We start from the raw sequence: 14,087 nt of genomic DNA on the forward strand, positions 1-14,087 counted from the left end.
CAGTGAAAAACTATTACATCATTGATTTTGACAGTACATTTACGCAAGTCGAAGCCTTGGATGAACTCGCTAGGATATCACTAGAAGGTCATCCTGATCAAGAAAAGATATACCAACAGATCGAAGGTTATACCAATCTGGCAATGGAAGGTAAAATCTCCTTCCGTGAAAGCCTTGCAGGAAGAATCAAACTGCTGAAAGCCAACAAAAGCCACCTCGACAAACTCGTCTCTCATCTGAAGAAGAAAGTTTCCCGTTCATTTAGCCGTAACCGTGAGTTTTTCAATCAGAATTCAGACACCGCATGGATCGTCTCCGGAGGCTTTAAAGAGTTTATTATACCAGTAGTCACCCCTTACCATATCAAAAAGGAAAATATCTACGCAAACACGTTTAAATTTGATCAGGAAGGAAATATCATCGGCTATGATGAGAACAACCCGCTGTCGGATGAAGGCGGTAAGGTAAAATTACTGCAGGAATTAAAAATCGACGGACGTATTTTCGGTATCGGTGACGGTTATTCAGATTTTCAGCTGAAAGAATCGGGTCTCATTGAAAAATTCTTTGCATTCACTGAAAATATAGCCCGACAAAGTGTTACCGAAAAGGCAGACCATGTAACTCCAAGTTTTGATGAGTTTCTGTATGTGAATGATCTTCCCAGAGCAATATCATATCCTAAAAACAGGATCTTGTGCCTGATTGTCGGTGATGTACCTGAAATAGCTGCACATATACTGAAAAGAGACGGATTTTCGATCCGTATAAAAGACAGCTTTGAAGAGAAGTACACCAAAGATGTCGGCATGTTGCTTTTAGGACCGGACGTAGATGTATCAGATGAACAGTTGAGCCGTGCTGACAAGCTAAAAACAATAGGCTTTTTGGGAGATATAAGAGGACATATCAGCAAAAATATATGCAATGAAAAAGGCATTGTGGTATTTGATGACAAAAAAGGTAAAAAGAGGAACTCGGAGTTTATTCCAAGAAGAATGGCCGATTTTATCAATAACGGGGATACTGATCAGAGCCGTAATTTTCCAAATCTAATTTTGCCGAAATTAAGCAAAGCACATCGTCTGCTGCATATTCACAAAAATGTACCCGGCGTAATGGCTCAGATTAATAATATATATGCAGAGAATAACATTAATATCGTTGCTCAGTTTCTGATGACACGTGGTGAAATCGGATATGCGGTCACAGATCTGAATGTAGAATATGAAAAGGATCTGATCAAACAGCTCAAGAAAATAGATAATACCATCAAGTTCAGGATATTATATTAAAAAAAGAGAGGGCTTTTGGAAGCCCTCTCTTTTTTAACTCAACCCTGCATCAGTTAACATTCCGGCCAGTTACTAAGTGAAAATTTATAGTAACACATTACCCTCCGGATTTAAAATAAATAACATGCCGGGGTGTAATACAACAATCCAAAGCGATATCATACGGATCTACATCAGCTATCTTTTCTACCGGCTCAAAAAAAGAAAGTCCTGTTTTCTGCACATCCGGTCTGCATTTCTTCAGAAACCTGTCATAGAATCCTTTACCGTACCCTACCCTGTTTCCGCTTTGATCGCAGATCAGTAAAGGAACTAATACCACATCAAGTAGCTTTTCATCTACCGGAGTGCCTGAGTCAGGCTCAGGAATACCCCATTTATTTTCCAGATAGGTTGTTGTATTATCCAGGAGATAGTGAGACATAGAACGGTCGTCAGCATGGCTCTGCGAGATCACCAATCTCACAGATGGAAAAACCTCCTGCATCCAGCTTATAAAGGCCAGCGTATCGGGTTCCTGATTACGGTTTATAGGTAAATAGACATGACAGTACTGACATTTTGACCAGTCGATCCCCTTTAAGTACTCCAGAAGCTGATGGTTAAATGTCCGAAGTTCGTCAACTGACAATTGCTGACGCTCAGACCGGTAAAGTTGTCTTAATTCTTGTTTAGTCATAATAGTTACTTTCAAAAAAAACGGCCTTGCAGCTGGGAGCTAACAAGACCGAATAATCAACCTAAACCTAAAATCTTTATTTATTTGACACGCTCGATATATTCACCGCTCTGCGTATCAACTTTTACTTTATCTCCCTGATTAATAAAAAGAGGAACTTTAATCTCTACACCTGTTTCTACAGTTGCATTTTTCAAAGCATTGGTAGAAGTATCTCCTTTTACTGCTGGCTCTGTATATGTAATTTCTAATTCAACACTTTTTGGAGCCTGCGCCATAATTGCTTCATCGCTTTCGAATGCCACAATTACACTCATACCTTCTTTCAAGAATCGTGCCGAAGTACCAAACAAAAATTTTGGAATATTAAATTGTTCATAAGTACTGTTATCCATTACGACATAAAATTCTCCGTCTTCATACAAATACTGATAGTCGTTAGTTTCTACACGCGCAATTTCTACAGCCTCATCAACCCGAAAACGGTATTCAACCAATTTACCGGTTTTCACATTACGCATTCTTGCCTGATAAAAAGCACGCAGGTTTCCCGGAGTACGGTGTATATATTCTTCAACAGCAACTAATTCACCATTGAAACGAAGGACATTTCCACTTTTTACGTCAGATGCTTTTGCCATGTTACTTCTTTTGTTTTTTTTAGACGACAAAACTACAAAAATTCTTGCTGTATATAAAAATTAAGGACAAGAAAAATAGTTTGATTTGAGAAAAGGACTTTTTATTATATATCTATATAGTATACGGATTTAGGACAGTCTCTGACTCCGTTAAATATTATTTTTTATAATCGCTGATGCTGATATGCTGATCACAAAAACTGTACTCTTTAGCCTGATTAGAGCAGACAATCAGCAGGCGATCATCACTAATCGTTTTTTCTATAAGTTCCAGATACCAGGCTTCACCCTTTTCATCCAGATTGCTGGTCGGTTCATCCAGAAATACAAGTGCTGAATCTGAGCAACATGCTAATGCCAGTTTGACCCGCTGCTTCATTCCGGAAGAGAAATATCGGATCTCTTTATTTATAGAAGCATTGAGCCCTAATAAATCCAGCAGGGAATCCTGATCAAATCCATTTTGAAAATTCTTGAACCTGAAATGAAAGGTTATCATTTCACGAAGAGTGAGATCTTCTATCAATTCTACATAAGGCGCCGCAATAGATAAATATTGAAAAATCCGGTCTACAGCAATTTCTGCATCCTCATGCTGATAGTTAATCTTACCCTCAGAAGGAGTCAGATTGCCACACAGAACTTTGAGTAAGGTAGACTTACCGGATCCGTTAGGCCCGAGTACGGCATACTTATGTCCAACAGAAAAGGTATAATCGATATGTCTGAAAATCCAGTCCCGATTATACCTTCTCCCGATGTCTTGCAGTGTTATCTTCAAAACACTTTATACTTTATTATACGATTACAAACTTGCTCTTCCCTGGCCAAAGCCTTTGATAATACCTCTATTCGAATTGCGAACGAATGTAAGGATCTCATCTCTGGTTTCAGTAGCTTTAAATTCTGTTTCTACAATATCCAGCGCCTTGGAAAGATTTCCATTCTGGATAAAAAGAACACGGTAAATACCCTGGATCTCATTTATCTGTTCATTTGAGAATCCTCTTCTGCGAAGTCCCACCGAATTAATACCGGCATAGGTAATCGGCTCGCGTGCGGCTTTGATAAACGGAGGAACATCTTTACGTACCAAAGAACCTCCGGAAACAAAGGCATGTGAACCTATCTTCACAAACTGATGTACGGCTACCATACCCGCCAGTACAACATAATCTCCGATGGTAATGTGACCTGCAAGAGTACTTGAATTTGAAAAAATACAGTTATCGCCAATTATACAATCATGGGCAATGTGGCTGTATGCCTGTATAAGGCAGTTCTTGCCAATCACTGTTTTATAGCGGTCTTTTGTACCTCTGTTGATCGTCACACACTCTCTGATAGTAGTATTGTCGCCGATCTCAGCCACCGTAACTTCTCCCTCAAATTTGAGGTCCTGCGGTTCTCCTGAGATAACAGCGCCCGGATATATTTTACAGTTTTTTCCTATCCGTGCCCCATTCATAATGGTCACATTAGACCCAATCCAGGTACCCTCTCCTATTACAACATCCTTGTGGATCGTAGTAAAAGGCTCTACAACAACATTTTGGGCTATCCGTGCCTCAGGATGTATATAAGCTAAAGGCTGTATCATCTTACTTTACTTTTACAATTTGAGCCATTAGCTCTGCCTCACTAACAATTTTCTCTCCTACCATTCCTATGCCTTTCATGCGCGCAATACCTCTTCGTATCGGTTCCATAAGATCACAACGGAAAATAATAGTATCACCGGGAGCAACCTGGTTTTTGAATCTTGCATTTTCAATTTTCAGGAATAGTGTCAACCAGTTTTCAGGATCTGGAACTGTATTTAATACAAGGATTCCTCCAGTCTGTGCCATAGCTTCAATCTGCAGAACACCCGGAAATACAGGTGATCCCGGAAAATGTCCCATAAACAAATCTTCATTCATGGTTACATTCTTAAGTCCTACGACATGGTTTTCTGTCAATTCCAGAATTTTATCCACCATTAAAAACGGCTGACGATGGGGTAATATATTCATAATCTGCACTGTATCATATACAGGCGTCATATTCGGATCGTAAACCTTTACATGTTTACGGTTTTTCTCTTTATTAATAACGGCCCTGATCTTTTTTGCAAAAGCAACATTAGCTGCATGTCCGGGACGGGCAGCCATAATATGACCTTTCAAAGGGCGTCCTACCAAAGCCAGATCACCGATCATATCCAGAAGTTTATGACGGGCAGGCTCGTTCTGATAGCGTAGTTGAATATTATTCAGAATACCTTCATTCGCTACATCGATATCATCACGGTTAAATAAATGTGCTAGCTTATCCAACTCTTCTTTATCGACGTCTTTGTCTACAATCACGATTGCATTGGACAAATCACCACCTTTAATAAGGCCAAGATTGACCAGTGTCTCCAATTCATGAAGAAAACAGAACGTACGTGAAGCTGATATTTCTTTTACAAATTCACCGATATTACTTACAGAAGCGTGCTGACTGCCCAAAACCGGAGAATTAAAGTCTATCATACAGGTGAGACGGTAGCCATCCAGTGGCATTGCTACAATCTCGACCTTACGATCTGTTTCCGAGTAATGGATATTAGATTTGATCTCATAAAAATCTCTGTCAGCATCCTGTTCCTGAAAACCTACTTCTTCAAATAGTTTGACAAACGGAGAAGAACTTCCGTCCAGAATAGGTACTTCAGGTCCGTCAATATCAATCAAAACATTATCAATCTGTAAACCAACCAAAGAGGCCATCAAATGCTCAATAGTGCTGACACTAGCGCCATTCTGAGAAATGGTGGTACCACGAGAAGTATCTGTTACATTATCCGCATCTACAGCGATAACAGGAGCTCCTTCGACATCTACCCTTCTGAATTTGTACCAATGGTATTCAGGAGCAGGTTTGATCGTAAGAGTAACAGATTTTCCAGTATGCAAACCAACACCTGAAATCGAAACTTCAGACTTAATGGTTCTTTGTTTTACATTCATATCTAACATTCTGTATTAAGCAATATTGAGTTTTCTTTTTGTTATTTTATATTTTGTATCTGCAGCAATTGCTCTAATTCTGAAATTCTTTTTTCCAGTTCAGGCAATCTTGCATAAATGACCTGTGAACGCAGTTGAGATTGATAAGGAGTTGCTGGTGAACCTCCCCATTTTTTGTCAGTTACTGTAATTGAACGATTAATTCCGGATTGCGCCTGCACCTGCGACCGGTCTGCAATAGTGATATGCCCTACCACACCGACTTGTCCGCCGAGTACAACCTGTTCGCCCAGTTTAGTACTTCCTGATACTCCGGTCTGCGCAGCAATAACGGTATTCTTACCGATCTCCACATTGTGAGCGATCTGAATCAGATTATCCAGTTTAACCCCCTGACGTATAACAGTAGATCCCATAGTTGCCCGGTCGATCACCGTATTAGCGCCGATCTCTACATCATCTTCAATGATGACATTCCCGATTTGAGGAACCTTACTATACGTACCATCCTCCTGCGGAGCAAAACCAAATCCATCACTCCCGATCACAACACCGGCATGTATGATTACATTATTACCGATAACACAGTCTGAATATACTTTTACTCCGGGAAAGAGTGTCACGTTATCCCCGATCTGTACATTATCCCCAATATAGACATGAGGATATACTTTCACTTGCTTACCTAAAGCAGTATTTTTTCCGATATAAGAAAAAGCTCCCAAATATTCATGCTCACCAATGCTGGCGGTATCATGTATAAAGAGAGGTTCTTCTCGTCCGGAACGATCCTGTTTCATCATATTGTAATAGGACAATAATTCTGAAAAAGAGGAATAAGCATTCCTGACGCGTATCAATGTACAGGAAACTTCGCTTAGCGGCGTAAAATCAGCATTTACAATAACAATCGAAGCATTTGTCGTATAGATAAAGTTTTCGTACTTTGGATTTGCTAAAAAGGAAAGATCGCCTGACTGCGCCTCTTCAATTTTGGCTAATTGGCTCACTACAACATCCGGGTTGCCTTCGATATTGCCTTTTAATAATGTTGCTATTTGTTGCGCAGAAAATTGCATTGTACAAATGTATGCCTTTTTGTTAATTTTTCTTTAAGTTTTTACTTTATCCAGGGATATCCAACCTCTTTTGGGTATGAAATAGCAAATTTTCGTACTTTCCGGGCCAAAGCTTCCAAATTGGAAAGATCTGACGCCTCTGTTATATCTTTTAGCTCTCCTTGTTTATCTACAATCTTTATACCTCCCTGCAAAGGGCTGTATGCACTATTCTCCACTTCCTGCATAAAGACAAAATACTCCAGCTCATCTTCAGTAATTCCGAAGTAATCGATTACGGCCTGATTCACCGCTTCTACAGTCTTTTCTGAAAAAGGTTCTTTACTCATAACCGTCCTGAACAGATCTCTGGCCATCAATTTACGGCACAACATACTTAGGATCTTATCTTCATGATCTGCCCATGTTTTAATCGCCGACATAATATCTGTATCATCCAAACGAGTAAACCACTGTAAATGTGACTCGTCCAGTAAAAAATTATCTTTCGTGATTCTGTTTTTCAGAAAATGAGAGAATGCAGGTGTAGCAAATAAGTCTGCTCCCTGATCACTCAGAGCCTTCGCTCTTTTCAATGCTTTAATAAGCATCTGCTCTGCACCGATCACTGTTTTGTGCAGATACACCTGCCAGTACATCAGCCTTCGTGCAATCAAAAACTTCTCTACAGAATAAATACCTTTCAGTTCGACAACCAGTTCATCATTATGCACATTTAGCATTTTGATAATCCGATCAAAAGAGATAACTCCTTCTGAAACCCCAGTAAAGAAACTATCCCTGTTCAGATAATCCATGCGGTCGGTATCCAGCTGACTGGAAACCAACTGATGAAAAAATTTTCTCTCGTATTTATTATTAAAAATAGTAATCGCCAGATCGAGTTTACACCCAAATTCATCATTCATCCTGTCCATCAACAAAGAAGACAGCATCTCATGAGACACACCTTCTATAATAGTATGTTCCAGTGAATGAGAAAAAGGCCCGTGTCCGATATCATGCAATAAGATCGCGACCAAAGCAGCCTCTTCCTCTTCCAGAGAGATCCGGACTTCTTTACTCCTTAATGTATCTATAGCCAGAGACATCAGGTGCATAGCTCCTATAGCATGCTGAAAACGGGTATGTAATGCTCCCGGATAGACCAGATGAGTCATACTCACCTGCTTGATATAGCGCAGTCTTTGAAAATAAGGATGCTGAATAAGGTCAAATACACATCCGGAAGGAATGGTTACAAATCCGTAAACCGGATCGTTGACTATTTTTCTCTTATTCAATGTAGATTGCACGTATATACTTATTTAAAAAATAATCTGAGCGAAATAAAATTAACCATCTCCAATGCATTATAAAGAAGATGCAGATACTATTATCTTACTGAGCTAAGATAGTGCAAAGATACGGAGTTGCCCGTTAAGAAATGTTAAAAAACAACAAATAAAGTCCCAAAAGCAGTAAGTTCGTAACCCTATGACAAATCGATTGTTATAATTTTGATTATATTCTACATACATTTGGAGTAATTTGAATCCTTCACAGAATCCTATGTATTCGATTTGTGATTATCAATTAAGAAAATTCTCATGCAAAAAACACATATACTTTGGGCAGATGATGAAATTGAATTTCTGAAACCCCATATTCTGTTATTAGAAGAAAAGGATTACAAAGTAAAGACGGTCAACAATGGTCACGATGCTGTCGAAGCTTTCAGGAATGAGCCTTTCGATCTGGTCTTTCTTGACGAAAACATGCCAGGACTTACCGGATTAGAAACATTGGCCATATTAAAATCCATCAATCCTTCCATCCCGACCGTACTTGTCACAAAGAATGAAGAAGAGCACCTTATGGAAGATGCTATCGGAAGTAAGATTGATGATTATCTGATCAAACCTGTAAACCCGAAACAGATACTTCTGACCATCAAAAAATTCACAGAGAATAAAAGACTGGTGAGTGAAAAGACATCTATGGCTTACCAGCAGGATTTCCGTAATCTCGGTATGATCCTCAATGATAATCTGGATGTCCACCAATGGACAGATGTATATAAAAAACTGATCTACTGGGAACTTTCTCTCGAAAAACTGGAAGATTCCAATATGCATGAAATTCTGACCATGCAAAAATCCGAGGCGAATGCATTATTCTCAAAATTTATAGAGAAAAATTATATAGACTGGATCAAAAATCCGGATGAAGACCCGGTATTTTCACACCAGCTGTTTAAGAAAAAAGTATTTCCCGGAATGCAGGAAAACAAACCGACTTTCTTTTTTCTGATTGACAACCTGCGATATGATCAATGGAAGATCATTAACGATATTATTACGGATTATTTCCGTCTGGATGAAGAAGATCATTACCTCAGCATCCTGCCAACAGCTACCCAGTATGCACGAAATGCTATTTTCAGTGGATTAACACCGCTGGAAATGGAAAAGAGATTCCCTGATCTGTGGCAGAATGACGAAGATGAAGGCGGGAAAAATCTGCACGAAGACAAATTTCTGGCAGATCAGATAAAGAGACTTTACCGTCGGGAGATCAAGCATTCCTATCATAAGATACTAACACTGGAGCAGGGGAAAGATATTTATGAAAATGTCAACAACCTCATGCAAAATGACCTGAACGTATTGGTTTACAACTTTGTTGACATGCTTTCGCATGCACGAACAGATATGGCGATGATCCGTGAACTGGCCAATGATGAGGCGGCATATCGCTCTCTGACGCTTTTCTGGTTTGAACACTCTCCCTTGCTGGAGACACTGAAATGGTTATCCCAACGTAATGTAAGGGTGATTATCACGACAGATCACGGAACAATCAGGGTCAAAAAACCAAGTAAAATAATCGGCGACCGTAATACCAACACCAACCTGAGATACAAACAGGGGAAAAACCTTAATTACCAGGACAAAGATGTATTCGTGATCAAAAATCCGCACGATGCTCAATTACCAAAGTTGCATGTAAGCTCAACCTTTGTATTTGCAAAAGAGGACATCTACTTTGTATATCCTAACAATTACAATCAGTTTGTCAATTATTTCCATGGCACATTCCAGCATGGAGGCATTTCTCTGGAAGAAATGATTATCCCGTTTGCAACCTATTCGTCCAAATAAGTATTTTTGAAACATGAAATTGCATGTTCAAAACTTATCTGAATTACCCGGAGCTGCCAGCCAAATACTTTCTGCATTTGCTGATACCCGGGTGTTTCTTTTGTATGGAAGTATGGGGGCCGGCAAGACAACTTTTGTAAAGGCTATCTGCGAGCAACTCGGCGTCACAGACAGCACTTCCAGTCCGACCTTTTCTATTGTAAACCAATACAGCTATCCGCAAGGCAATGTATATCATTTTGATTTCTACCGAATAAAAGATGAACAGGAAGCCTTTGATATGGGATATGAGGAGTACTTTTATTCCGGTGATTACTGCTTTATCGAATGGCCTGAAAAGATACCTAACCTGCTTCCGGAAGATGCCAGGTCTATACATATAGCGGCCATCGACGGACATATGCGCAACATTGAGATAAAATAAAATAATAAGAATCAGGCTGTTAAATTAATTTCCTGATTTTTTTATATCCTGACGCAACCCTTTGACCCTAATCCACGTCTTCTTTATAACAAACCGACAAAAACCTTGAAACAACATGACATTGATGAAGTATGGAAAAAATGTAAAACGGGGGACCGAAAGTCGCAATCATTGCTCTATCAACACTTTGCTCCCAGAATGTATGCTGTATGTATACGTTACGCCGTAGACACTCTGGAAGCTGAAGATATGCTACAGACTGGATTTATAAAAGTATTTGCTAAACATCACCTCTTTGACGAAAGAGGATCATTAGAAGGATGGATCCGACGGGTAATGGTAAATACGGCTATAGAGATTCATCGAAAAAACAAAGTTAGCTTCTGTGACATTGATGAAAATCTGCAGGCACATATGCTAAAGAGTTCTATCGGAACGGATCAATCCGCCTACCAGGACCTTATGCAGCTGGTCAAACAGTTACCTGTGGGTTACAGAACGGTATTCAATCTTTACGCCATAGAGGGTTACACACATCATGAGATTGCAAAATCTCTCCATATTAGTGAAGGAAATTCAAAATCGCAGCTATCAAGAGCCCGTACATGGCTTAAAGATAAACTGCAAAAACTGGAGGAAACAGAAAGATGACAGATAAAGAACTGGATAAACTCTTCAGGGACCAGCTTGGAAATGCAGAATCAACACCAAGTCCTGACATATGGGACAGGATTGAACAAGAGCTGCCAAAAGAAGAAGTTACGAGCAAAAAAACAAGTATTTATCCGCTTTGGAAATGGACGGCTGCAGCCGCAATCGTGGCGACAGGAATATTTTCTACCTGGTATTTTCAACAGGGTGAACAAGAGTCGGAACATCTGACCGAACATCATGCTATACCTTCTCATGACAAAGAACGGAGTAAGCCGGATGTTGAATCCATACCATCAGACCCGATTGTGACGGAGAGAAAGGATAATGAAAGATTCGCATTCGAACAGGAGAAGCTAAGTAAAAAAAGGGATGATATACCAGGAGAGGTTGCTGAGCGCCCGCAGCAGATGGAAGTAAGTACAGCGAATGAAGGTGTTCAGCTGGTGGCATTAAGTCAGCAGATGGATACCGTACCGAACAACATATCATTACCTGATCTGACAACAAGTGTTACCGATGTACCGCCTCTCAAGGCATTAATTGAGAGTCCGGAAGTAGAAGAGACAATGATGGCAATCCATGAACCGGAGAAGCAGAAAACATTCGGTATCGGAACGATCCTCAATTCACTGATCGGAAAGGCAGACCGATCGGATGGTAAAAAACTACACTTTGATACGGATGAAGAGGGGTCTCTGAGTATTCAATACATTACAAAAAACAGAAAGAAAAATAAATAATAACAATAAATCACACGTCATATGAAACCAATCCATATATTAACCATTAGTTGCCTCCTTTTATTTTCAGGTATGCAGGCACAGGCACAAGAGGCAGATTCAACAAAGACAGAAGAAGCGCGCCCGTCAGCTAAAACGCACAAACACTCCTATACTTTAGGAAAAGGTGATAAAGAAACACATATTGTATATCCCAGAACTTTTTACGGAATTACTTTCGCACGGGTAGATTGGGGGTTTTCCAGAATGATAGATAACGGCAGTTTTACACTCTCAGATGACAACCAGTTTCTGAATTATAAAAAAGGGAAGACCACTAATTTCGGCTTTGATATTGCCCAGTTCGGCGTACGGATGAATGATAACTTCAGAATGTATATTTCTACAGGTTTTGAATGGAATTACACACGACTCAAAGAAAACGTCATATTAAAAAAGAACACTACACCTCTGGATTATGAAATACTGGATAGAAATGAGGTGAATATTGAGAAAAACAGACTAACATCTACTTATCTCCGAATTCCATTGACATTTGAGTTGAGAAGCAGAAAAATGGCTAACGGAGACCGGTTAAAAGTAGCATTCGGTCCTATAGGCGGGGTTTTACTGAAAGGATCTCAACGCCTGAAAAGTGAGGAAAACGGAAAACAAAAATTCCGTGATGATTACAATCTTCAGTCCTTTCAGTATGGTGCTTTCGTAAGAGCCGGATTCCGGGACGTGGGCTTTTTCACTAAGTATTATTTCAATGATGTTTTTGAAAACAGTCCGAATCAGAAAGGTCTTAATAATTTCACATTTGGCTTAACCTTGTTCATGTAATTGATTACCCCATAAATAAAACGTAATTTTGTGTCGAATTTTAAATTAAAATTCGACACTTTTATTTTATGCAAGAGCTTTCATCCTGTCAATTTATTCCCTCAGACGTACAACAGCCCGGACTACCTTTGGTATATGGGGAAAATGTTTCCTGTGTTTTCGAGAACAAAGAAAAGATAATTGCTGTAGATCACGTCAGTTTCAGTGTTAATGAAGGTGAGATCACTTCCATTATCGGGGAGTCGGGAAGCGGAAAAAGCACATTGCTTAAACTGATTTACGGGCTACTGGAGCCACAATCCGGATCTATACGTTACCGGGGATGGCTCGTCCCCACACGAAAAGACAAATTAATACCAGGACATCCGGCGATGAAATTGGTCTCACAGGGTTTCGATGATCTTAATCTGTATGCTAAAGTATGGGATAATGTAGCTTCGCAACTTTCCAATACCAATCTTCAACGCAAACAGGATAAAACACATGAAGTGCTCGAAAAACTGAAGATTGCACATCTTGCAAATCAGCGGGTAGCAGATCTTAGCGGCGGTGAAAAGCAAAGGGTAGCCATTTCGAGAGCCCTGATTAATGAACCGGAGGTGCTGTTAATGGATGAACCGTTCAATCAGGTAGATGCCGCTTTCAGAGATAATCTGCAGCAGGACATCAAACAGATTGTAAAAGAGACAGGACTTACCATTATCATTATTTCCCATGATCCTGCAGAAGTACTTTCGCTATCAGACAGACTGATGGTAATGAAAAAAGGTAAGATTGTAGATCAGGGAAGTCCGGAAGAATTATACTATCACCCCACACATTCTTACACGGCACAATTGCTGGCTAAGAGTAATCTTCTTTCTTCGGAACAGGCGACTGCATTAGGTATTCAGACGACACAGCAAATCGCCATCCATCAGGAATGGATCAAAGTCAAAAGAAATGCTTCCGGTTTGCTGAAAGTTAAAGATATTCGTTTCAGAGGATTCTATAATGAAATCACTGTAGGCAATGAACACGTATCTCTCCAGCTGGTTGATTATCCTATTTCCACTATCGAAAAAGGAGCAGCGGTTGAAATATCTATTGACAAGTATATCAGCTTCTGATTATTTGGCTAATTCAGACTCCAGAACTGTAAGCAGATGTTTAAACTCATCTTCAGTATAACCGATTGACTGATACACTACTTCTCCTTTTTTATTCAGGATAACATTACGTGGGATCCCTGTATCCGCATATTTGGAAAAGATTTCTCTTTTCAGATCCGGAAAAACAGGAAAAGTATATTGCTGTTTGCTCATAAAAGGGTTCAGCTTATCCCAACCTTCTTCTCGGGCAAATACCAACAAGGAAAAATCTGTCCGGGACTTGTACTTCGCCCATATTTCATTTTCGACTCTGGGCAATTCCTGTCTGCAAGGCGGGCACCAGGTAGCAAAAAAATTGATCAGAACAACTTTGCCTTTCAGCATACTTATGTCTTTCCGTTCTTCCTTTTTATCTTTCCATTCAAAAACCGGGGTTTGCTCTCCAACCTTTACTTTCCATTCCTGTCCGAATACAGGGACAGCTATTGTCAATATCAATAATAGAATAAGTTGCTTCATG

The 14,087-nt window shown here is 39.7% G+C and carries 15 protein-coding genes; 7 read left to right on the forward strand and 8 right to left on the reverse strand.

Annotated elements, in window-relative coordinates; genetic code table 11:
* The first annotated feature begins 2 nt into the window (after window positions 1-2).
* Window positions 3-1,295, forward strand: a complete 1,293-nt coding sequence (locus HMPREF0766_RS12320; protein WP_002997662.1) for an HAD-IB family phosphatase — start codon at window positions 3-5, stop codon at window positions 1,293-1,295.
* A gap of 97 nt (window positions 1,296-1,392) precedes the next feature.
* On the opposite strand, the gene HMPREF0766_RS12325 is transcribed toward HMPREF0766_RS12320, so the two are convergent.
* From HMPREF0766_RS12325 to HMPREF0766_RS12355, 7 genes are all read right to left on the reverse strand, one after another.
* Window positions 1,393-1,974 carry a 5-formyltetrahydrofolate cyclo-ligase gene (locus tag HMPREF0766_RS12325; RefSeq protein ID WP_002997663.1) on the reverse strand — a complete coding sequence of 194 codons (582 nt, stop codon included), beginning with the start codon at window positions 1,972-1,974 and terminating at the stop codon, window positions 1,393-1,395.
* Between the two features lie 80 nt (window positions 1,975-2,054).
* On the reverse strand, window positions 2,055-2,615 hold the full coding sequence (efp, locus tag HMPREF0766_RS12330; RefSeq protein ID WP_002997665.1) for an elongation factor P: 561 nt from the start codon (window positions 2,613-2,615) through the stop codon (window positions 2,055-2,057).
* Window positions 2,616-2,772: 157 nt separating this feature from the next.
* Window positions 2,773-3,396, reverse strand: a complete 624-nt coding sequence (locus tag HMPREF0766_RS12335; protein ID WP_002997667.1) for an ABC transporter ATP-binding protein — start codon at window positions 3,394-3,396, stop codon at window positions 2,773-2,775.
* A 24-nt stretch (window positions 3,397-3,420) separates the two neighbouring features.
* Window positions 3,421-4,215 carry an acyl-ACP--UDP-N-acetylglucosamine O-acyltransferase gene (lpxA, locus tag HMPREF0766_RS12340; protein WP_002997669.1) on the reverse strand — a complete coding sequence of 265 codons (795 nt, stop codon included), beginning with the start codon at window positions 4,213-4,215 and terminating at the stop codon, window positions 3,421-3,423.
* A 1-nt stretch (window position 4,216) separates the two neighbouring features.
* A complete protein-coding gene (locus tag HMPREF0766_RS12345; protein WP_172462528.1) occupies window positions 4,217-5,611 on the reverse strand; it encodes a bifunctional UDP-3-O-[3-hydroxymyristoyl] N-acetylglucosamine deacetylase/3-hydroxyacyl-ACP dehydratase in 1,395 nt (464 codons plus the stop codon).
* Between the two features lie 41 nt (window positions 5,612-5,652).
* The gene (gene lpxD, locus HMPREF0766_RS12350; protein ID WP_002997673.1) at window positions 5,653-6,690 is read right to left on the reverse strand and encodes a UDP-3-O-(3-hydroxymyristoyl)glucosamine N-acyltransferase; all 1,038 of its coding nucleotides are present in this window, start codon (window positions 6,688-6,690) and stop codon (window positions 5,653-5,655) included.
* A 41-nt stretch (window positions 6,691-6,731) separates the two neighbouring features.
* Window positions 6,732-7,985, reverse strand: a complete 1,254-nt coding sequence (locus tag HMPREF0766_RS12355) for an HD domain-containing protein (protein WP_002997675.1) — start codon at window positions 7,983-7,985, stop codon at window positions 6,732-6,734.
* A gap of 294 nt (window positions 7,986-8,279) precedes the next feature.
* On the opposite strand from HMPREF0766_RS12355, the gene porX reads away from it, so the two are divergent.
* The 6 genes from porX (at window position 8,280) to HMPREF0766_RS12385 (ending at window position 13,585) form a co-directional block, all read left to right on the forward strand.
* A complete protein-coding gene (porX, locus tag HMPREF0766_RS12360; RefSeq protein WP_002997677.1) occupies window positions 8,280-9,833 on the forward strand; it encodes a T9SS response regulator signal transducer PorX in 1,554 nt (517 codons plus the stop codon).
* Between the two features lie 13 nt (window positions 9,834-9,846).
* Window positions 9,847-10,257 carry a tRNA (adenosine(37)-N6)-threonylcarbamoyltransferase complex ATPase subunit type 1 TsaE gene (gene tsaE / locus HMPREF0766_RS12365; RefSeq protein ID WP_002997679.1) on the forward strand — a complete coding sequence of 137 codons (411 nt, stop codon included), beginning with the start codon at window positions 9,847-9,849 and terminating at the stop codon, window positions 10,255-10,257.
* 105 nt (window positions 10,258-10,362) lie between these two features.
* Window positions 10,363-10,908, forward strand: a complete 546-nt coding sequence (locus tag HMPREF0766_RS12370) for an RNA polymerase sigma factor (protein WP_002997682.1) — start codon at window positions 10,363-10,365, stop codon at window positions 10,906-10,908.
* Entirely contained in the window at window positions 10,905-11,651 is a 747-nt protein-coding gene (locus HMPREF0766_RS12375; protein ID WP_002997685.1) for a hypothetical protein, read from the forward strand. Before HMPREF0766_RS12370 ends, HMPREF0766_RS12375 begins: the two co-directional genes overlap by 4 nt.
* A 21-nt stretch (window positions 11,652-11,672) precedes the next feature.
* Window positions 11,673-12,476 (forward strand): PorT family protein, encoded by an 804-nt coding sequence (locus HMPREF0766_RS12380; protein WP_236590642.1) that lies wholly within the window; start codon window positions 11,673-11,675, stop codon window positions 12,474-12,476.
* 68 nt (window positions 12,477-12,544) lie between these two features.
* The gene (locus HMPREF0766_RS12385; protein WP_002997691.1) at window positions 12,545-13,585 is read left to right on the forward strand and encodes an ABC transporter ATP-binding protein; all 1,041 of its coding nucleotides are present in this window, start codon (window positions 12,545-12,547) and stop codon (window positions 13,583-13,585) included.
* Here HMPREF0766_RS12385 and HMPREF0766_RS12390 read toward each other — a convergent pair whose 3' ends face one another.
* Complete coding sequence (locus tag HMPREF0766_RS12390) at window positions 13,586-14,086, reverse strand: TlpA family protein disulfide reductase (RefSeq protein ID WP_002997693.1); 501 nt, start codon at window positions 14,084-14,086, stop codon at window positions 13,586-13,588.
* Window position 14,087 lies beyond the last annotated feature (1 nt).

The sequence above is a fragment of the Sphingobacterium spiritivorum ATCC 33861 genome (genome assembly GCF_000143765.1).
GTDB classification, from domain to species: Bacteria; Bacteroidota; Bacteroidia; order Sphingobacteriales; family Sphingobacteriaceae; genus Sphingobacterium; species Sphingobacterium spiritivorum.

Coding starts and splice junctions, on each gene's coding strand:
- HMPREF0766_RS12325 (WP_002997663.1), bottom strand. CDS start 1,974: ATGACTAAACAAGAATTAAGACAACTTTACCGGTCTGAGCGTCAGCAA.
- efp (WP_002997665.1), bottom strand. CDS start 2,615: ATGGCAAAAGCATCTGACGTAAAAAGTGGAAATGTCCTTCGTTTCAAT.
- lpxA (WP_002997669.1), bottom strand. CDS start 4,215: ATGATACAGCCTTTAGCTTATATACATCCTGAGGCACGGATAGCCCAA.
- HMPREF0766_RS12345 (WP_172462528.1), bottom strand. CDS start 5,611: ATGAATGTAAAACAAAGAACCATTAAGTCTGAAGTTTCGATTTCAGGT.
- lpxD (WP_002997673.1), bottom strand. CDS start 6,690: ATGCAATTTTCTGCGCAACAAATAGCAACATTATTAAAAGGCAATATC.
- porX (WP_002997677.1), top strand. CDS start 8,280: ATGCAAAAAACACATATACTTTGGGCAGATGATGAAATTGAATTTCTG.
- tsaE (WP_002997679.1), top strand. CDS start 9,847: ATGAAATTGCATGTTCAAAACTTATCTGAATTACCCGGAGCTGCCAGC.
- HMPREF0766_RS12375 (WP_002997685.1), top strand. CDS start 10,905: ATGACAGATAAAGAACTGGATAAACTCTTCAGGGACCAGCTTGGAAAT.
- HMPREF0766_RS12380 (WP_236590642.1), top strand. CDS start 11,673: ATGAAACCAATCCATATATTAACCATTAGTTGCCTCCTTTTATTTTCA.
- HMPREF0766_RS12385 (WP_002997691.1), top strand. CDS start 12,545: ATGCAAGAGCTTTCATCCTGTCAATTTATTCCCTCAGACGTACAACAG.
- HMPREF0766_RS12390 (WP_002997693.1), bottom strand. CDS start 14,086: ATGAAGCAACTTATTCTATTATTGATATTGACAATAGCTGTCCCTGTA.